The following is a 19,349-nucleotide window of genomic DNA, read 5'->3' as shown; positions in this document are numbered from 1 at the left end:
AAGGGCCCCCTGTTAACGCCTCCGGTAGAGGAAGGGCTGCCGCAGCCGAGATTGCCGGTGCCGTCGGTGAAGCATGAAGCCTCACCGACGGCACGGATGACTCAGAGAGCTGTGCAGAGCGTGCCGTTGAGCCGGAACGCCGTCGGCGCCACGTTCGGCCCGCTGTACTCACCGACGAAGCCGACGCTCACCGTGCCTCCGGCGGCGATCTGGCGGCTGTCGTCGTTGTGGGTCACCCGCACGTTGCTGCCGACCTGTTCCCAGTTGGCGTTCCAGCCGCTGCCCACCTGCTGCCAGGTGGTCGGCCAGGTCCAGGTCAACGTCCAGCCGTTGATCGGCCGCACGGTGTTGTTGACGATGTCCACGTTCGCCACGTACCCGTTGCCCCAGTCCGTGGTGTTGGTGAAGCGGACCCCGCACGCGCTGCTTGTCGGGCTGCCGGTGGTGAAGGTCAGTGGCGGCGAGGCCCAGGAGACGCGTCCGGCGGTGTCGCGGGTGAGCACGTTGACGGTGTACCGGCTGCCCGGGTTCAGGTTGCCGACGGTGAGTGAGGTGCCGCTGGTCTCGCCGAGCTGCTCGCTGACCGCGCCGTGCTGGCGGTGAACCTCGTACTTGGCGATCGGGCTGCCGCCCGGGGTGGCCGCCGGCCAGGAGATCGTCGCGCTCCGGTCGGTGATCGCGCCGGCGGCGGGTTGGCCGGGTGCGCCGGGTGCGCCGGTCGTCGCGGCCGCCGGGCGGACCACCAGGGTGGTCAGCGAGTACGGCGGCAGGGTCCGGCTGGTCGCGCTGCCGGACCGGCTGGTGGTGATGGCGGTGGCACCGTTGGTGTGCGTGTGGACCGTCGGCTCCCCGCTCGACGGGGCAAAGCCGGCATAGTCGATCTCGACCTCGCGGGCGTTGTCCGGGTCCTTGTTGACCAGCAGCACCGCCACCTCGCCGGTGGCTCGGCGTACCGCGTGCACGGCGACCAGCGGTTCGTCGCTGTCCGCCCGGATGAACTGATCGCCGGTACGGGCGAAGCGGCTCATCATGGACAGCCCGTGATAGGCGGCGAAGGGCGTGTTCAGCGGTGGCTCGCAGATCGATCCGTCCGAGGTGCAGGTGCCGCTGGAGAGCATGCCGAAGTCGCCGTAGTCGGTCTGCCCGGCCACTGTCGACACCCGGCCGATGCCGTTGCGCACGTTCCACCAGTGGACGGTGAACACCCCATTGGCCAGCAACCCACTGTACGCGTCGGCCAGGAACAGCGCGGCCGGCTGACTGGTCATCCCCTCGGCGGTGACGTTCACCTCGGTGAGGCTGATGCCGATCCGACCGGCGTTCGGGCCGGCGTACTGCGTGATCTGCTGCCGGAGCAGGTGGACCGCGTCGGTGATGTGACTGGTCCGGGGCAACGACTCGGCGGCGCTGCCGCCCGGGTACCAGTGCACGTCGACAAAGTCGATCTTCTGTCCGGCGATGGTCAGCACGGTCTGGTTCCACGGTCCCGGGTCGTCACCGGCGGTCAGCCCGTCGGGCCAGTTCGCCGGCATGGTGAGCACCGCGCCGACCTTGATGCTCGGGTCGACCGCCTTCATCGCGTCGGCGTACGCGACCACCAGGTTCGCGTAGTAGGTGGCGCTCTTGTCGGGGTGGTGGTCGGCCTCCCACTCCGCCCCGTAGTGGCCGTTGCCGTAGTTCTCGTTGCCGACCGTCCAGTATCGCGCGTCGTAGCCCTTGGTCACGTTGGCGTACCGGACCCACTCGGCGGCTTCCTCGGGGGTGCCGGTGCCGTAGTTCGCGATGATCATCGGTTGGGCGCCGGCCCGCCGTACACCGGCCATGAAGGTGTCGAAGTCGGTTCCGGGCGCGACGTAGCCGCCGGGGGCGGTGTGGTCCCGCCAGTGGTAGATGTCGGCGTAGGAACCACCGGGATAGCGCATCATCTGCACCCCGGCCGCCCGCATCAGGTCCGACGTGTCGGTGGTTCCCAGCTGCGAGTCCCAGATGGCGTGGTTGACGCCGAGGGCGGTGTCGGGCACGGTGGCCAGCCCGGCCCGAGCGTTCACGGTCACCGTCGCCGGCGTGGTCGCCGCAACAGCTTCCGGCTGGTCGATCCCGACCAGTGCGGCCGTGCCGACCAGCAGACCGACCGCGAGGATGGCGGGCGCGCGGCGGGCGGGCGCGCGGCGGGCGGATCGTGGAGGTGGAGCCAGGAGTCGAACACCGTACCGGTCCGATCGATTCATGATCTTCCCTTGTTGGTCACGCGGAGGTCCACCGGTCCTGAGCCCGACATGCCAGGCTCAGGACCGGTGGAACAGAGACGAATCCGTCTTCGACCGTCGTCCCCCGGGACCGTGACGGTCCCGGTTGCCCATCGGGCGACGATCACTCACACGCGCGACAACGCATCGGCGTTCAAGAGTCCCACAGCATCGGGTCCGGCTCAACGACCGGTTCGGCGCGCCGCGCGGTGGTCACCGCGGCCGACCGCCACCCGTCGCGACCGCGGCCGGCCGGTCAGCCCACCTTCGGGCTGGCCCGGTCGATGATCGCGGCGAAGTCGACACCCGCCGGCAACGTGCCGTAGGCGTGCCCCCGATCGCCGCCGAGCCGGGACGCGCAGAAGGCGTCGGCGACCGCCGGATGACCGTGACGCACCAACAGCGCGCCCTGCAACACCAACGCCAACTGTTCGACCAGCCGCCGGGCGCGTACCTCCAGGTCGGCGGGATCGGCCAGGGCGGCCCGCACCTGGCGGACGGCGGCGTCGAGCCGGGCGTCGGCACCCGCGGCGGCGTCCACCTCCGACTGGAACGCCGCCATCACCTCCGGCTGACCGGAGAGCGCGCGCAGCACGTCGAGCGCGGCGACGTTCCCGGAACCTTCCCAGATCGAGTTGAGCGGCGACTCGCGGAACAGTCGCGGCATCCCGGACTCCTCCACGTAGCCGTTGCCACCCAGGCACTCCAGCGCCTCCGCGGCGTGACCGGGCCACCGCTTGCAGACCCAGTACTTGCCCACGGCGAGGGCGATCCGCTTGAACGCCGCCTCGGCCGTGTCGCCACGGGCGGCCCGGTCGGTCGCCCCGGCCAGGCGCATCATCAGCACGGTGGCGGCCTCGGACTCCACCGCGAGGTCCGCCAGGACGTTGCGCATCAGCGGCTGGTCCACCAGGTACCGGCCGAACGCCCGCCGGTGGGCCGCGTGATGGACGGCGGTGACGACCCCGTGACGCATGCCGGACGCCGCGCCGATCACACAGTCCAGGCGGGTCAGGTTCACCATGTCGATGATGGTGCGTACGCCCCGCCCCTCGTCACCGACCCGCCAGGCCACCGCCTCGTCGTACTCCACCTCGCTGGAGGCGTTGGAGCGGTTGCCGAGCTTGTCCTTGAGTCGCATCAACCGCATCGGGTTGCGGGTGCCGTCGGGAAGCACACGCGGAACCAGGAAGCAGGTGAGCCCACCCGGCGCCTGGGCCAGGGTGAGGAAGAGGTCGCACATCGGCGCGGAGGTGAACCACTTGTGCCCGACCAGCCGGTAGCTGCCGTCGGGCGTCGGGCGGGCCGTGGTGGTGTTGGCCCGTACGTCCGACCCGCCCTGCTTCTCCGTCATCGACATGCCGGCCAGCAGTCCCTGCTTGCGTTGGGGCTCCCGCAGCCCGAAGTCGTAGCTGCGGGCGGTGAGCAGCGGCTCGTAGCGGGCAGCCAGGTCGGGGGCGTGCCGCAGCGCCGGCACCGCCGCGTAGGTCATCGAGATCGGGCAACCGTGGCCGGCGTCGGGTCGCCAGACGTGGAACTTCGCGGCCCGCGCCACGTGGGCGCCGGGCCGCTCGTCGTTCCAGGGCGCGGCGTGCAGGCCGTGCGCCACGGCGGTACGCATCAACTCGTGCCAGGAGGGGTGGAACTCGACCTCGTCGATCCGGTGGCCGTAGCGGTCGTGGGTACGCAGCACCGGCGGATGTTCGTTCGCCAGGCGACCATGCTCGGCCGCCTGTTCGGTGCCGGCCAGCCTGCCGAGTTCGTGCAGCTCGGTCGTGGCCCAGGCGGCCCCCTCCCGGCCCAGCGCGTCGAGCAGGGCGGGTTCGTCAGCCGTGTCGTGGCCGACCAGCGACGGAACCTGGTTGAACACCTCGTGTGTGCTCACGACGGAACTCCCAACGCGCGGTGGATGAAGGTGATCAGGCCCGCGATGGTCTCCGGACCGGCGACCCCGGCGGCCAGCGGACCCACCATCGCCTCGGCCAGGGCGCCGACCACGGCGGTGGAGGTCAGCTCGGGATCCTGTGGCGGCAGCTCGCCGCCGGCCACCCCGTCGGCGATGTAGCCGGCCAGCAACGCCGCGTGGGCGCGCCGGAAGACCAGCCGCTGCGCCTCCACCGCCGGATCGACCGGCTCGACGAGCAGGGCGTACGCCAGCCGCGGGGACCGCAGGGCCCGCCCGGCGAAGGTCTCGATGACCGCCCGGACCCGCGCGGTGGCCGTGCCCTCGGCGGCGGCTGCCCGGGTGACCGCGTCGATCTCCCGCTGGCTGGCGGTGCGGAACACCTCGGCGAAGAGGTCGGCCTTGGCCGGGAAATGCCGGTAGACGCTCCCGGTGGCCACCCCGGCCCGCTCGGCGACGGCCGCGACCGAACAGCCGGCATAGCCGTGCTCGGCCAGGATGCCGAGGGCCGCGTCGACGATCCGCTCCCGCGAGGCGGTCAGCCGTGCCCTCACCCGCTCGGTGCTCCGGTACGCCACACCAAGAATTGAATCACCATTCATTTCTTGGCGGCAAGGTGGCCCTCGGGTCGGGCCGCTCAGCGCGGCGAGGGTGCCCGACCGGGCGGGTCAGTCCAGCGGCTTGGCGAACCAGTGGTGTGCGTACGGGTTGCGGTTGTAGGGCGGGATCTCCCGGTAGCCCGCGCTACGGTAGAGCTGGATCGCCTCGGCGAGGGTGCGGTTGGTGTCCAGACGGACGCTGTGCGCGCCGGCTGCGGCGGCATGCCGCTCCAACTCGCGCAGCAGGCGGCGGCCGACACCGAGCCCGCGCACCGATGCCGACACCCACAACCGTTTGATCTCAGCGGGCTCACCCGGCGGCAGTCGCACCGCGCCACAGCCCACCGCCTCGGTCGCCACGGTGGCCACCAGGAACAGCCCGGACGGTGGCACCAGTTCGTGATCGTCGACTCCGCTGCCGGCCGGGTCGAAACCCGAGTCGAACCGGGTGGCGAGTTCCCGCGCGTACGCCCGCAGACAGGACCGGGCACGCGGCTCACCCGGATGGCAGGGACCGATGGCGACCAGCGACGCCATCAACAGGTGCTCGACCTCGGCCATGGCGGCGACGAGCCGGTCCCGCCGGCCGTCGCTCAGCGGTTCCAGCACCGCCCAGGCCAGGTCGTCGGACCTGCCGTCGAGCAGTTCCCACTCGGCGCGACCGGCCGCGGTGAGGCGCGCGGTGCGTATCCGCCCGTCGCCCTCACCGGGTCCGACGACCACCAGGCCAGCTCTTTCCAGGGTGCGCAGCAGCCGGCTGAGGTAGCCGGCGTCGAGATCCAGCCGGGCGCGCAACGCCGCCACCTCGGCACCGCCGTGACCGATCTCCCAGAGCAGCCGGGACTGCGCGAGCGGCCGGTCACGGGCGAGATAACTGTCGTCCAGCGCGCCGACGCGCTGGGTCACGGTGCGGTTGAAGCGCCGCACCACGTCAACGAGCGCACGATCCACGATCCCTGACTTTAGAGCGACCGGCAGTAGGGCTGGCGGGGCTGCGGCGCGCCCTGGCACTTCGGCTGGCGGCGTTGTCGTCGTCGGCCATGCAACACCGGCATGGCCTCCTCCTCCGCCTTGCCACCCTCGGCCAAGACCCGCCTCGCCTCCACCGCCCTACTGCCGGTCGCTCTTAGTCAGAGAATCCCGCGAGGGCAGTCGCGGACGCTGTCCGGCCTCGGCCGGATCGAGGGTCGGGTCGGGTCGGGCCACCGTCCGGCCATTTCACGTCTTGCGAACGCCATATCGGGCCGCGTATGTTAGCGATAACATCGATGAGCTTGGCACGAGTCGGCCACCGCAGCGAAACACCCGCCGGGCCCGGTCGACGTGCGCTGCGCGCCGCGCGTCGACGTCATCGCACAGTCCTCGCCGCCCGGTCGGCCACCACCCCCGCCGGGTCGAGCGGCGCTCCCCCATGCCACCACGGAGGTCGTGATGCCCTACCCGTCCCTGAACCGTCGACACGTGCTCCGGGCCGCCGGCGCAGCCGCCGTGGCCGCTGCCGTCGGCCCCACGCTGGCCAACGGCACCGCCAGCGCGGCGCTTCCCCCGGTACGCCCCGATCTCGGCGTCTCCGCCTACGCCTTCGAACCGGGCCAGGTGCGGTTGACCACCAGCCGCTGGCTGGACAACCAGAACCGTACGGTCAACTACCTGCGCTTCGTCGACGTCAACCGGCTGCTCTACAACTTCCGCGCCAATCACCGGCTGTCCACCGCCGGCGCCGCGGCACTCGGTGGCTGGGAGGCGCCCAACTTCCCGTTCCGCACCCACTCCCAGGGGCACTTCCTGAGCGCCTGGGCGTACACCTGGGCCGTACTCGGCGACACCACCTGCCGGGACAAGGCCAACCACATGGTGGCCGAGTTGGCCAAGTGCCAGGCCAACAACGCGGCGGCGGGCTTCAACACCGGATACCTCAGCGGTTTCCCCGAGTCCGACTTCACGGCCGTGGAGAACCGCACGCTCAACAACGGCAATGTGCCGTACTACGCCATCCACAAGACCCTGGCCGGGCTGCTCGACGTATGGCGGCTCGTCGGCAACAACCAGGCGCGCGACGTGCTCCTGGCCTTCGCCGGCTGGGTCGACTGGCGCACCAGCCGACTGTCGTCGGCGCAGATGCAGTCGATGCTGGGCACCGAGTTCGGCGGCATGAACGCCGTGCTGACCGACCTGTACCAGCAGACCGGCGACGCCCGCTGGCTGACCACCGCCCAACGCTTCGACCACAACGCGGTGTTCAATCCCCTGGCGGCCAACTCCGACCAGCTCAACGGGCTGCACGCCAACACCCAGGTGCCGAAGTGGATCGGCGCGGCCCGCGAGTACAAGGCCACCGGCACCAGCCGGTACCGGGACATCGCCAGCAACGCGTGGAACATGACGGTCAACGCCCACACCTACGTCATCGGCGGCAACAGCCAGGCCGAACACTTCCGGGCACCCAACGCCATCGCCGGATACCTGCGCAACGACACCTGCGAGGCGTGCAACACGTACAACATGTTGAAGCTGACCCGGGAGCTGTGGCTGCTGGACCCGAACCGGGTGGCGTACTTCGACTTCTACGAGCGGGCACTGCTCAACCACCTGATCGGGGCGCAGAACCCGGCCGACAACCACGGCCACATCACCTACTTCACCCCGTTGAACCCCGGCGGGCGGCGGGGCGTGGGACCGGCCTGGGGCGGCGGCACCTGGAGCACCGACTACAACTCCTTCTGGTGTTGCCAGGGCTCGCAACTGGAGACCAACACCACGCTGATGGACTCGGTCTACTTCCACAACGGCACCACGCTCACGGTGAACCTGTTCATGCCGTCGGTGCTCGACTGGTCGCAGCGTGGCATCACGGTCACCCAGACCACCACCTACCCGGTCGGCGACACCACGACCCTCACCGTCACCGGCAACGTCAGCGGATCGTGGGCGATGCGGATCCGCATCCCGGCCTGGACGCAGGGCGCGACGGTCAGCGTCAACGGCACCGCGCAGAACATCACCACCACCCCGGGCACGTACGCGACACTCACCCGGTCCTGGACCTCCGGCGACACGGTGACCGTACGACTGCCAATGCGCGTGATCGTGCAGGCGGCCAACGACAATCCGAACGTGGTCGCCCTGACCTACGGCCCGGCGGTGCTCTCCGGCAACTACGGCAACACCGCGCTCTCCGCGCTGCCCGCCCTGGCCACCACCTCGGTCACCCGGACCAGCACCTCGGCGTTGACCTTCACCGCCACCGCCAACGGCTCCACGGTCAACCTGGGCCCGTTCTACGACGCGCACGGTCACAACTACACCGTCTACTGGAATGCCAACGGTCAGTCGCCGGGCACCGGTACGGCGACGTTCCGGCTCGCCAACGTCGCCAGTGGTTTGGTGCTCGGCATCGAGAACATGTCGACCGCCGACGGGGCGCCGGCGTTGCAGTGGGCCGACAACGGCACCGCCGACCACGACTGGCAGCTGGTCGTCGACGGCAGCGCGGTCAAGTTCCGCAACGCCAACAGCGCCAAGGTGCTCGGGGTGCAGAACATGTCGACCGCCGACAACGCGCAGGTCCTGCAATGGTCGGACACCGGCACGGCCGACCATCGGTGGACGATCGTGGACGTCGGCGACGGCTCACACAAGATCCGTAACGGGCACACGGGCAAACTGCTCGCCGTCCTCAACGGTTCCACTGCCCAGGGTGCCCGAATCGTTCAGGATCCGGACAACGGCACGTCGGACAACCAGTGGCGGTTCCTGCCCAACGGTGCCCGCCGGATCCAGAACCTGGCGACGGGTCTCGTCCTCGGCGTACAGAACATGTCCACCGCCGACGGCGGCCTGGTGATCCAGTGGGGCGACACGGGCACCGCCGACCACCTCTGGACCGCCCTCGTGGACAGCGGTGGCTACCTGCGCCTGCGCAACTCCAACAGCGGCAAGGTGCTCGCGGTGGAGAACGGCAGCAGCGCCAACGGCGCCCGGGTGGTCCAGTGGGCCGACAACGGGGCGACCAGCAACCGGTGGCGGTTGCGGTACGCCGCGAACGGCTACTTCCGGATCCAGTCCGCCAACGGCGGCCGGGTGCTCGGCGTCACCGGCGCCTCGTCCAGCCAGGGCACCCAGATCGTGATCTGGGACGACAGCGGCGCGGCCGACCACCGCTGGCGCTTCATCTGAGCCCGCCCTCGTGGGGAAACGGTCAGCGGCGGGGTGGCGGGGCGACGCTTCGGCGCGCCACCAGAGTCGGGGCGATGGTCCGGCGCAGGGCACCGCCGCTGACCGACTCGATCTGGGTGAGCAGCATCTCCAGACTCGCCCGGGCCACCGCGCCGAAGTCCGGTCGTACGGTGGTCAGCGGCGGGATGAAGTAGGCCGCCTCCGGCACGTCGTCGAAGCCGACCACGCTGATGTCGTCCGGCACCCGGCGGCCGTGCTCGTGCAGGGCCCGCAGCACCCCGAGAGCCAGGTGGTCGTTTGCGGTGAAGACCGCGGTGACGTCCGGCATCCGGGCCAACATCTGCCCGCACCGATAACCGGCCGCCGCGGACCAGTCCGCCGGCACCAGCGGCGGGATCTCCGCGCCGGCCGAGGTCAGGGCCTCCCGCCAGCCCTCGATCCGGCCGGCGCTGTCGAACCAGTCCGACGGACCGGAGACGTGCCAGACCGTACGATGACCGGCGTCGAGCAGGTGCTGGGTGGCGGCCCGGGCACCGGCCGCCTGATCCACTGTCACCAGCGGCATCGGTCGATGCGGATCCCCGTCCACCGTCACCAGCGGCACATCCTGGGGCAGGCGCTCCAGCGCCTCGCCGGCCGATTCCACCGGCGCGATCACCACGATGCCGGCGACCCGGTGTGCCAGGTGCCGCTCGACCACCGCGGAGATCGAGCGATGGTCGAGGTCACGCACGCTTCCCACGCTGACCGCGAACCCGGACTCCGCAGCCGTCTGCTCCAGCGCGGCCAGCAGGGAGGCCGGACCGTAGAGCGTGGTGTTCTGAGCCACCACCCCGATCACCTGCGACCGGCCGGTGACCAGGGCACGGGCCGCCCGGTTCGGTCGGTAGCCCAGCTCCGCGATGGCCGCCTGGACGCGCAGCCGGGTCTGCTCGCGTACGTTCGGATGGCCGTTCAGCACTCGTGAGACCGTCTGATGGGACACACCAGCGAGGCGGGCCACGTCGGTCATCGCAGGATCGCGTACGGCCATCTCACACTCCCCGCAATCCAGTCGCTCGCCGCAGCCCGTCGGCGATGACTGGCACGGCTCAGTACAAAGATCCCCTCGCGCGGTGCCCACGCCAGCCCGTGCCGACCGGATGGAAAGCGCTAGATCACGCACAGTCTAGCGCCAGCAACCGCGTCGATGGCCGCCGCCCCGACCGCGTCCGCCATCAAAGTTCTCCGGCGATGCCTTGTTAACGGTCACACCCGACAGCTGTCGTGTTCCGTCCGATCCGCGCGAGCGCGCAAGAAGTCCGCGTCGAAGCGTGCCAAATAATTTACAGACATTGATGATAGCGATAACATTTCCGTCATCGGAATGGCACCTACCGGCACGGCGCGGCTGGTGCCGCCCAGGCCCAGACCAGGGGTGACACCAGCACATCCGGGCTGCGCGCAGCGGCGTCCGGACGGCAGCGCCTGAGCGTGGCGGTGTGTCCGGGATCCACCAGCGCAGTTCCACGGGCCGCGTCCCACCGATCGCCGCGAGACCGCAGCCGGTGGCCCAGCCGATACCGCACCGACAAGGGAGGAATTCAACGTGCGTAGCGCAAGAAGGTGGCTGACCGCCGCCCTCGGCATCCTGGCGGTGACGCTCACCGCGAGCTTCGCCGACGGGGTCATCTCCCCCAAACCGGCGCAGGCGCTGAACAACGGCGTCGCCCGTACCCCACCGATGGGCTGGAACACCTGGAACACGTTCGGCTGCAACATCAACGAGACCCTCATCCGCCAGATGGCCGACTCGATCGTCAACCACGGTCTGCGCGACCTCGGCTACAAGTACGTCGTCGTCGACGACTGCTGGTTCAACCCGAACCGGGACGCGCAGGGCAACCTCCAGGCCCACCCGCAGCGGTTCCCGAGCGGCATGAAGGCGCTCGGCGACTACCTGCACTCCCGTGGCCTGCTGTTCGGCATCTACCAGGCACCGCTGGACCGCACCTGTGCCCAGTACTTCAACTCCTTCCCCGGCGCCACGGGCAGCCTCGGGCACGAGTACCAGGACGCTCGGCAGTTCGCCGCCTGGGGCGTGGACTACCTCAAGTACGACTGGTGCTCCCCCACCGGCACCATCAACGAGCAGGTGGCGCGGTTCAGCATCATGCGCGACGCGCTGGCGGCCGCCGGACGGCCGATCGTCTACAGCATCAACTCGAACAGCATCCATGAGAAGACCGGGCCGCAACGCAACTGGAGCGATGTGGCGAACCTCTGGCGGACCACCGAGGACATCACCAACACCTGGGACAGCGGCCAGACCAACGGCTACCCGATGGGCATCCAGAACATCGTCAACGTGAACGTGCCACTGGCCGGCTACGCCGCACCGGGCGGATTCAACGACCCGGACATGCTGGAGGTCGGCAACGGCGGCATGAACGACACCGAGATGCGCAGTCACTTCGCGCTGTGGTCGATCATGGCGGCGCCGCTGATGATGGGCAACGACCTGCGCTCGGCCAGCGCCGCGACCCTGGACATCCTGCGCAACCAGCACCTGGTCGCGATCAACCAGGACACGTTGGGGTTGCAGGCCGTCCAGGTCTCCCATGACGGCACCCGGCGGGTCCTGGCCAAGCGTCTGGCCAACGGTGACGTCGCGGTCGCCCTGTTCAACCAGGGCAACTCCACCACGACGGTCTCCACCACGGCGGCGGCGATCGGCAAGACCGGCAGTTCGTTCACCCTGCTCAACGCGTGGACCAACGGCACCTCCACGACCACCGGAACCATCTCCGCGAGCGTTCCGGCGCACGGCACCGTGGTGTACCGGGTCAGCGGCGGCGGCACCACCGACCCGCCGGTCCCGAGCACCTTCCGGCTGCGCAGCGAGTCGTCCGGGCGCTGCCTCGACCTCGACAACTCCAACACCGCCAACGGCACCGGCACCCTGATCTGGGACTGCCACAGCAACCCCAACCAGCAGATCAGCCAGCAGGGTCAGACGTTGCGGATCCTCGGTAAGTGCCTGGACGTGCCCACGAACGCCACCAACGGCACCCGGGTGCAGGTCTGGGACTGCAACGGCGGCACCAACCAGCAGTGGACGTTCAACGGCAACGGCACGGTGAGCAACGGCCGCTTCCCGTCGCTGTGTCTGGACGTGAACAACGCGGGCACGGCCAACGGGACCGCGGTGATCCTCTGGTCCTGCCACGGCAACGCCAACCAGCGGTGGGCCCGGGCATGAGCACCGCCCGGCAATCACGGGCACGCGGCGCCACGCCGCGTGCCCGCACCACCCGGTGGCGTATGTTGCCGCGACCCGCACGTCGGGGCAGGACGGCGCTCCGTCGCCTCGTCGCCGTGCTCGCGGGCCTGGCCTGCACGATCGCCCTGTTGCCCGGTACCGCGCGGGCCGACAACCCGATCGTCCAGCACATCTACACCGCCGACCCGGCGCCGATGCTGCACAACGGCCGGGTCTACCTCTACACGGGCCACGACGAGGACGGCTCCACCTATTTCACCATGCGTGACTGGCGGGTCTTCTCCTCGGCCGACATGGTGAACTGGACGGATCACGGCACGCCGATGAGCCTGGCCACGTTCGCCTGGGCCGATGCCAACGCGTGGGCCGGGCACGTCATCGCCCGTAACGGCAAGTTCTACTGGTACGTGCCGGTCCGGCAACGCTCCAACGGGCAGATGGTCATCGGGGTGGGGGTCGCGGACAGCCCGACCGGGCCGTTCCGTGACGCGATCGGCCGCCCACTCGTCGGCAACGGCGAGATCGATCCGCACGCGTTCATCGACGACGACGGGCAGGCGTACCTGTACTGGGGCAACCCCAACCTGTGGTACGTCCGGCTGAACTCCGACATGATCTCGTTCTCCGGGGGCCCGACCCAGATCCCGCTCACCACCGCGGGCTTCGGTACCCGTACCGGCAATGCCAGCCGCCCCACCCTCTACGAGGAAGGGCCCTGGGTCTACAAGCGCAACGGGCTCTACTACAACGTGTTCGCGGCGGAGTGCTGCTCGGAGTTCATCGGCTACTCGACGGCGCCCGGCCCGACCGGCCCGTGGACCTACCGGGGAACGGTCATGCCGCGGCAGGGTTCCAGCTTCACCAATCACCCCGGCGTGATCGACTTCGCCGGCGGGTCGTACTTCTTCTACCACAATGGGGCGCTACCCGGCGGTGGCGGCTACACCCGGTCGGTCGCGGTGGAGAAGTTCACCTACAACTCCAACGGAACCATCCCCACCATGAACATGACCACCACCGGCGCACCCCAGGTCGGCACGTTGAACCCGTACGTGCGCCAGGAGGCCGAGACGATCGCCTGGGGGTCCGGCATCGAGACCGAGCCGTCCAGCGAGGGTGGCATGAACATCGGTTGGATCGACAACGGCGACTACATCAAGGTCAAGGGGGTCGCCTTCGGCACCGGCGCGACCAGCTTCTCCGCGCGGGTCGCCTCGGCTGCCAGCGGTGGCCGGATCGAGGTCCGGCTGGACAGCGCCAGCGGCCCGATCGTCGGCACCTGCACGGTGGCCGGTTCCGGCGGTTGGCAGAACTGGACGACCACCAGTTGCGGGGTGAGCGGAGCCACCGGTACCCGGGATTTGTTCCTGCGCTTCACCGGCGGCAGCGGCAGTCTGTTCAACGTCAACTGGTGGCAGTTCGCTGGCGGCGGTAGCGCCCCCACGGCGTACCGGATCATCAACCGGAACAGTGGACAGGTCGTCGACGTGCAGCAGCCCAACCTCGACAACCTTGCGGTGATCGGCCAGTGGAGCAGCAACGGCAACGCTTGGCAGCAGTGGCGCTTCCTCGATGCCGGCAACGGCAACGTACGGCTGCAGAGCGTGCACAGCGGCAAGTGCGTCGACGTACGCGATGTCTCCACGGCTGACGGCGCGCAGATCATCCAGTACACCTGCCACGACGGCCTGAACCAGGTGTTCAGCTGGCGATCGACCGGCGACGGCTACCAGCAGCTGGTCAACGTCAACAGCAACAAGTGCCTGAACGTGGTTGGCGGCTCCACCGCTCAGGGCGCCGCCCTGGAGCAGCGGACCTGCAGCTCCGCGTCCAGCATGCAGTGGTCCCGCGCCGCCTGACGACAGCGCGCGGACCGGGTGCCGGGTGGGATTTCCCACCCGGCACCTCGTTTCCCGGTCGACTGCGGTGGCCAGGGTGCCCTGACCCGGGATCCGAGCTGAACCGTCCGTGCTCTCACGCAGTGGCGTGAGTCGTTCGTACTCTCAGTTCGACAGCTTCAGCATCAGCCGGGGCGTGTGTGTCGGACGGGGTTGTCCAAGCCCGCCGGACGGAGAAGGGGCCTGTCGTCCGCTCGGCGGGCAGACGACAGGCCCCAGTCTGTGGGTGACGAACCGGCGGTGCTTCGTACGACGCCGGGCCGTCACCGTTCACGTCACGGCGTGGTCAACTCGAAGCGTCGGACCGTCACCGCACCGCCCAACGCCTGGGTGGCGTGGTTGAAGATGGCGAACCGGTAGCCCATGAAGAACGTCCAGTTGTTGTTCAACGTCAGGGCGTTGCCCAGTGGGACGAAGGTGACCCCGTCGGTGCTGTACGAGAAACGCGCCTGCCGGCCGGAGCCGGGCCGGATGTCGGCATTGGCCCGCAGCCAGATCCGCCCGCCGGAGACCGCGGCGCTGGCGACCTCGCTGCCGGTGCTGGTGGTGTCCCAGTTGCTGTTCATGTTCAGGCCGTTGGTCATGACCACCCTGGTGTTCCCGTTGTCCCGCCGGACGCCGATCCACGCCGAGACGTCCCGCAACATGGCCAGACCGGTCCGGTCGCCGTCGCGCATCGTCGAGTAGTCGATCTCGACCGTGCCGGTCGAGGTCGGTCCCTGGATGCGGTGGGTGATCGTGTTGCGGGCCTGGTAGAGGTCGTTGGTCACGCTGGCGGTCTGCAGCCGCAGCCCGTTGTTCACCGACCACCGGCTGTTGTCCGGGTTGTGGTTCCATTCCCACTGCGGGCCGAGAGTGGTGCCGGCGAACGTGTCGGCTCCGGTGAGTGGCTTGACCGGACGCAGCGGCAGCGGATTCGGGTAGTTGACCCCCCAGGCGCCGTTGACCGTCTGCACCTGCGGCCAACCGTCCGCGGTCCAGTTGATCGGTGCGAGGGTCGGCACCCGACCGCCCGGGTACGCGTCGGTGAAGGCCATGTAGTACCAGGAACCGTTCGGCAGCTGCACCAGCCCGCCCTGGTGGGGAACGCCGCCGCCGGAGATGGGGCCCTGCATGTTGAGCAGCACCTGGCGCTGCTCGTACGGGCCGAAGGGGCCGTTGGTGGACTTGAGCACGTACTGGCCGTTGGCCGGACGGGTCAGCCAGATGTAGTAGGCGCCGTTGCGCTTGTAGAAGCGCGCGCCCTCCAGGGTGCCGATGCTCGACGGGGTCTGGTAGACCTGCTGGGCCCGGACCTGACTGCGTCCGTCAGCGGAGAGCTGAGCCACGCTGATGGTGCCGTTGCCGTACGCGACGTACATGGTGTCGTTGTCGTCGATCAGCATCCCCGCGTCGTAGTAGCACTGCGGCAGGGTGGCGTGCCGGCTCCAGGTGCCGTCGACGGCCGTCGCGGTGTAGATGTGGGTCTGGGCGAAGTTGATGCACCCGGCCCAGTAGTAGGTCTGGTTGCTCGGCCGGTAGTTCAGCGTGGAGGCCCAGATGCCCTCCACGTACGCCTGTTGCCCGCTGGGCAGGTCGTACTTGGTGCCGAAGTCCAGGCGGGGTACGGAGTGCCCGGCGAACTCCCAGTTCACCAGGTCGTACGAGCGCAGGATCGGGGCGCCGGGCGAGTAGTGCATGGTGGAGGCCGTCAGGTAGTACACCTCGCCGACCCGGATGACCTCGACGTCGGCGAAGTCCTGCCAGACGACGGGGTTGGTGAAGGTGCCACCGGGGGGTGGTGGCTCGGGTTGACCACCGCCAACCTGGACCAGCTGCCACTGCTGGTTGGCGCCGCCCCAGTCGTCGTACTGCACGATGTTGCCGCCGTCGGCGGTCGAGGCGTTCTGCACCTCCATGACCTTGTTGGAGTTGCGGTTGATCAGCCGGACGTAGCCGCCGGCCGAGTCGGCCAGCCGGAACTGCTGGTTGGCGCCGTTGTGGTCGCTCCACTGCACGATCGACGCGCCGTTGGCGGTGGAGAAGTTGTAGACGTCGAGCACCTTTCCGGAGTGCCGCGACTTCAGCCGGTAGTAGCCGCCGCCGGAGTCGACGAACTGCCACTGCTGCTGGTTACCGTTGTTCCGGGTCCACTGGGTGATCCGCGCCCCGTCGTTGGTGGCCAGGTTGTAGACGTCGAGCGCTTTGCCACTGTTGCGGTTGACCAGCACGTACCAGGCGTTGGTGTCCACCGTCGCCGCGGCGGCGGGCGATGGCGCCACTGCCGCGAGGGAACCGCCCACCACCATCGCCGACAGGATGGCGACCGCACGTGACAGCCAGCCGCGCCGGCCTGGCACGGCCCGTGGGACCTCACCATTGGCAATCATGATCCTCCTTCAGGATGCGAGCAGAACGAACAGCGAGACGGTCTCTCTGCGGCCTACGCCGTCACCGTTCAACAGGGCGTGTGATCGCTAACATGACCGCTCTGCCCAAGGGAGAGATCAGGTGACCACCAGCTTTATTCGACGTGAGCCGTCCCGGACGGCCACAGACATCGTCCGTCTTCACTACGACTGTGAGCGATAACAAGGTCTTCGTCAAGACGTAACATCGGCGACTCTCGTACTGCTGGAAGGAACCTGCCGCGGTCCCCGGCCGGCGCGATGACGCACCGGCCGAGGACGCTTGCCGCCCGCAGGCGGGGGCAGCCGCCGGCGTGGCGTACGGGCCCGCTGCGGCCGGTACGCCATCCAGCGTCGGAGGGGGTCAGAACCCCCGGGCGAGCCGGTAGTACGCCTGGTTCCAGCGCAGTTCGTTGGCGAACCGCCGGGGATCGGTGTCGGCGTCGATGACGACGAGTTCGGTCCGGCTCATCTCGGCGAGGTCGTGCAACTCCTCCACACCCACCGCCTGGGACAGCACCGTGTGATGCGGAGCGCCCGCCGTGATCCAGGCCTCGGCGGAACCGGGCAGGTGCGGCCGGGGCCGCCAGACCGCCCGAGCCACCGGCAACCGGCGCAGCGGTTGCGGCGGAGAGACCACGTCGACCTCGTTGGCCACCAGTCGGAACCGCTCGCCCATGTCCGCCAGGCCGAGCACCACCGCCGGGCCCGGCGCGGCGTCGAAGACCAGCCGGACCGGGTCCTCGCGACCGCCGATGCTCAGCGGATGGATCTCCACATTCGGCACCTCACCGGCGATCGAGGGGCAGACCTCAAGCATGTGGGCACCGAGCACCACCTCCTCACCCGGGGTGAGGTCGTAGGTGTAGTCCTCCATGAACGAGGTGCCGCCCTCGGTGCCGACCGCCATCGCCTTGAGCGTGTGCACCAGCACCGAGGTCTTCCAGTCCCCCTCACCACCGAAGCCGTAGCCGTCGGCCATGAGTCGCTGCACCGCGATGCCGGGCAGTTGACGCAACCCGCCCAGGTCCTCGAAGTTGGTGGTGAAGGCGCGGAAACCACCGGCGTCGAGGAACGTACGCAGACCCAGTTCCAGCCGGGCGGCGTACCGCAGGGAATCGTGCCGCTCACCGCCGGGCCGCAGTTCGGCGGCGACCCGGAAGGTGTCGTCGTACTCCTTGACCAGGTCGTTGATCTGCGCCTCGGCTACGTCGTCCACCACCCGCACCAGGTCGTTGACCCCGTAGGTGTTCACCGAGACCCCGAAGCGCAGCTCCGCCTCGACCTTGTCCCCCTCGGTCACGGCCACGTCGCGCATGTTGTCGCCGAATCGCGCCAGCCGCAGCGAGCGCATGGCCGACCAGCCGATCGCCGCCCGGGTCCAGGCGCCGACGCGGGAGACCACGCGAGGATCGGAGACGTGCCCGGCGACCGTCTTGCGGGCCACCCCGAGCCGGGTCTGGATGTACCCGAACTCCCGGTCGCCGTGCGCGGCCTGGTTCAGGTTCATGAAGTCCATGTCGATCTCGTCCCACGGCAGCAGGACGTTCGCCTGGGTGTGCAGGTGCAGCAGCGGGGTCTGCAACGCGTCCAGGCCCGAGATCCACATCTTGGCCGGCGAGAAGGTGTGCATCCAGGCGATCACCCCGACCGCCCCCTGCGCCGCGGCATCCCGGCAGATCCGCAGGATGTCGGCGCTGGTGGTCAGGACCGGCTTCCAGACCACCCGGGCGGGAATGTGCGGCGACTCGTCGAGCAGAGCGGCGATCTGACGGGACTGGTCGGCCACCTGCCGGAGCGTGTCCTCGCCGTACATTGCCTGGCTTCCGGTGAGGAACCAGACCTCGGGTTCAGGGTGTGTTGCCATGGGAGTTGCCTTCCGCGAGAGGGGCGGTCACTTGTGGCGGATGCCGATGAGGCGCTGGAGCAGGATGAACGCGAAGAGCAGGCCTCCGATCACGATCTTGGTCCACCAGGAGTTGAGGCTGCCGTCGAAGGTGATCAAGGTCTGGATCACGCCGAGTACCAGCACACCGAGCACCGTGCCGAAGATGTATCCCGAACCACCGGTGAGCACGGTGCCACCGATGACGACCGCCGCGATGACGTCGAGTTCCATCCCGATGGCGATCAGCGGGGCACCGGAGAGCGTGTAGAACGACAGCAGGATCCCGCCGATCGCCGCGCACAGACCACTGATGGTGTAGACGGCGATCCGGGTCCGGCCCAAGGGCAGCCCCATCAGCAGCGCCGACTGCGGGTTGCCACCGATCGCGTAGACGTTGCGCCCCAGGCGCGTGTACGCCAGCACGTACGCGGCGATCAGCACCACCGCGAACGCGATCAGCACACTGATCGAGACGAAGTTGCCCCGGGGATCGCCGATCCGGTGCTGCGACATCGTGGTCCAGAACCCGTCGGTGATCGGAATCGACGCGTTGCTGATGAACGTGCACATACCCCGGGCGAAGAACATCCCGGCCAGGGTGACGATGAACGGCTGGATGTCGAAGAAATGGATCGCACAGCCCATCAGGAACCCGAGCGTCGGTCCGATGAGCAGCGCGATCACCAGCACCAGCAACGCGGGCAGTCCAGACTGCAACAACCATGCCGAGACCATCGCGGTCATCGCCGCCACGGAGCCGACCGACAGGTCGATACCACCGGTGAGGATCACGAAGGTCATCCCGACGGCGATGACCAGCAAGAAACCGTTATCGATGAAGACATTGAAAATGACCTGGATGTTGGAGAACGCCCGATACTGGGACACACCGATGCCGTACATCACCAGCAACAGCGCCAGGGTCGCCAACACCGGCATGTGTCGCCGGGGCACCTTGGCCCAGCTCGGAACCCCACTCAAAGACGTCGT

11 protein-coding genes are annotated in these 19,349 nt (G+C 69.0%); 3 read left to right on the top strand and 8 right to left on the bottom strand.

The genetic code is table 11. From position 1 onward, the window contains the following. Nucleotides 1-101 precede the first annotated feature (101 nt). The 4 genes from Vlu01_RS06530 to Vlu01_RS06515 all read right to left on the bottom strand — a co-directional run bounded on the left by Vlu01_RS06530 (nt 102) and on the right by Vlu01_RS06515 (nt 5,699). Nucleotides 102-2,228 (bottom strand): cellulose binding domain-containing protein, encoded by a 2,127-nt coding sequence (locus Vlu01_RS06530; protein ID WP_203995460.1) that lies wholly within the window; start codon nt 2,226-2,228, stop codon nt 102-104. Between the two features lie 274 nt (nt 2,229-2,502). Beyond that, nucleotides 2,503-4,131, bottom strand: coding sequence for an isovaleryl-CoA dehydrogenase (locus Vlu01_RS06525; RefSeq protein ID WP_203995459.1), 1,629 nt, complete (start codon nt 4,129-4,131; stop codon nt 2,503-2,505). Then, nucleotides 4,128-4,727: a TetR/AcrR family transcriptional regulator gene (locus tag Vlu01_RS06520; RefSeq protein WP_203995458.1), complete on the bottom strand. Its 600-nt coding sequence runs from the start codon at nt 4,725-4,727 to the stop codon at nt 4,128-4,130. Before Vlu01_RS06520 ends, Vlu01_RS06525 begins: the two co-directional genes overlap by 4 nt. A 90-nt stretch (nt 4,728-4,817) precedes the next feature. Continuing rightward, the gene (locus Vlu01_RS06515; protein WP_203995457.1) at nt 4,818-5,699 is read right to left on the bottom strand and encodes a bifunctional helix-turn-helix transcriptional regulator/GNAT family N-acetyltransferase; all 882 of its coding nucleotides are present in this window, start codon (nt 5,697-5,699) and stop codon (nt 4,818-4,820) included. A 480-nt stretch (nt 5,700-6,179) separates the two neighbouring features. On the opposite strand from Vlu01_RS06515, the gene Vlu01_RS06510 reads away from it, so the two are divergent. Then, entirely contained in the window at nt 6,180-8,924 is a 2,745-nt protein-coding gene (locus tag Vlu01_RS06510; protein WP_203995455.1) for a beta-L-arabinofuranosidase domain-containing protein, read from the top strand. A gap of 22 nt (nt 8,925-8,946) precedes the next feature. On the opposite strand, the gene Vlu01_RS06505 is transcribed toward Vlu01_RS06510, so the two are convergent. Next, nucleotides 8,947-9,936 carry a LacI family DNA-binding transcriptional regulator gene (locus Vlu01_RS06505; protein WP_203995547.1) on the bottom strand — a complete coding sequence of 330 codons (990 nt, stop codon included), beginning with the start codon at nt 9,934-9,936 and terminating at the stop codon, nt 8,947-8,949. Between the two features lie 576 nt (nt 9,937-10,512). Between Vlu01_RS06505 and Vlu01_RS06500 the strand changes: the two genes are divergently transcribed. Both Vlu01_RS06500 and Vlu01_RS06495 read left to right on the top strand, forming a co-directional pair. Next, on the top strand, nt 10,513-12,165 hold the full coding sequence (locus Vlu01_RS06500; RefSeq protein ID WP_203995453.1) for a glycoside hydrolase family 27 protein: 1,653 nt from the start codon (nt 10,513-10,515) through the stop codon (nt 12,163-12,165). Nucleotides 12,166-12,227: 62 nt separating this feature from the next. Next, a complete protein-coding gene (locus Vlu01_RS06495) occupies nt 12,228-14,045 on the top strand; it encodes a family 43 glycosylhydrolase (protein WP_373307300.1) in 1,818 nt (605 codons plus the stop codon). Between the two features lie 314 nt (nt 14,046-14,359). On the opposite strand, the gene Vlu01_RS06490 is transcribed toward Vlu01_RS06495, so the two are convergent. The 3 genes from Vlu01_RS06490 to yjfF form a co-directional block, all read right to left on the bottom strand. Continuing rightward, complete coding sequence (locus tag Vlu01_RS06490) at nt 14,360-16,453, bottom strand: family 43 glycosylhydrolase (RefSeq protein ID WP_203995447.1); 2,094 nt, start codon at nt 16,451-16,453, stop codon at nt 14,360-14,362. Nucleotides 16,454-16,835: 382 nt separating this feature from the next. Then, nucleotides 16,836-18,338 carry an L-arabinose isomerase gene (araA, locus tag Vlu01_RS06485; RefSeq protein ID WP_203995445.1) on the bottom strand — a complete coding sequence of 501 codons (1,503 nt, stop codon included), beginning with the start codon at nt 18,336-18,338 and terminating at the stop codon, nt 16,836-16,838. A 27-nt stretch (nt 18,339-18,365) separates the two neighbouring features. Further along, the coding region (gene yjfF / locus Vlu01_RS06480; RefSeq protein WP_373307298.1) for a galactofuranose ABC transporter, permease protein YjfF at nt 18,366-19,349 on the bottom strand (984 nt) is incomplete at its 5' end.

The sequence above is a fragment of the Micromonospora lutea genome, from assembly GCF_016863535.1.
Classification (GTDB): domain Bacteria; phylum Actinomycetota; class Actinomycetes; order Mycobacteriales; family Micromonosporaceae; genus Micromonospora; species Micromonospora lutea.
The sequence above is the reverse complement of the archived record's forward strand: the minus strand, read 5'-3'. Positions and strand labels throughout refer to the sequence as shown.

Coding starts and splice junctions, on each gene's coding strand:
- Vlu01_RS06530 (WP_203995460.1), bottom strand. CDS start 2,228: ATGAATCGATCGGACCGGTACGGTGTTCGACTCCTGGCTCCACCTCCA.
- Vlu01_RS06510 (WP_203995455.1), top strand. CDS start 6,180: ATGCCCTACCCGTCCCTGAACCGTCGACACGTGCTCCGGGCCGCCGGC.
- Vlu01_RS06505 (WP_203995547.1), bottom strand. CDS start 9,936: ATGACCGACGTGGCCCGCCTCGCTGGTGTGTCCCATCAGACGGTCTCA.
- Vlu01_RS06495 (WP_373307300.1), top strand. CDS start 12,228: ATGTTGCCGCGACCCGCACGTCGGGGCAGGACGGCGCTCCGTCGCCTC.
- Vlu01_RS06490 (WP_203995447.1), bottom strand. CDS start 16,453: ATGATTGCCAATGGTGAGGTCCCACGGGCCGTGCCAGGCCGGCGCGGC.
- araA (WP_203995445.1), bottom strand. CDS start 18,338: ATGGCAACACACCCTGAACCCGAGGTCTGGTTCCTCACCGGAAGCCAG.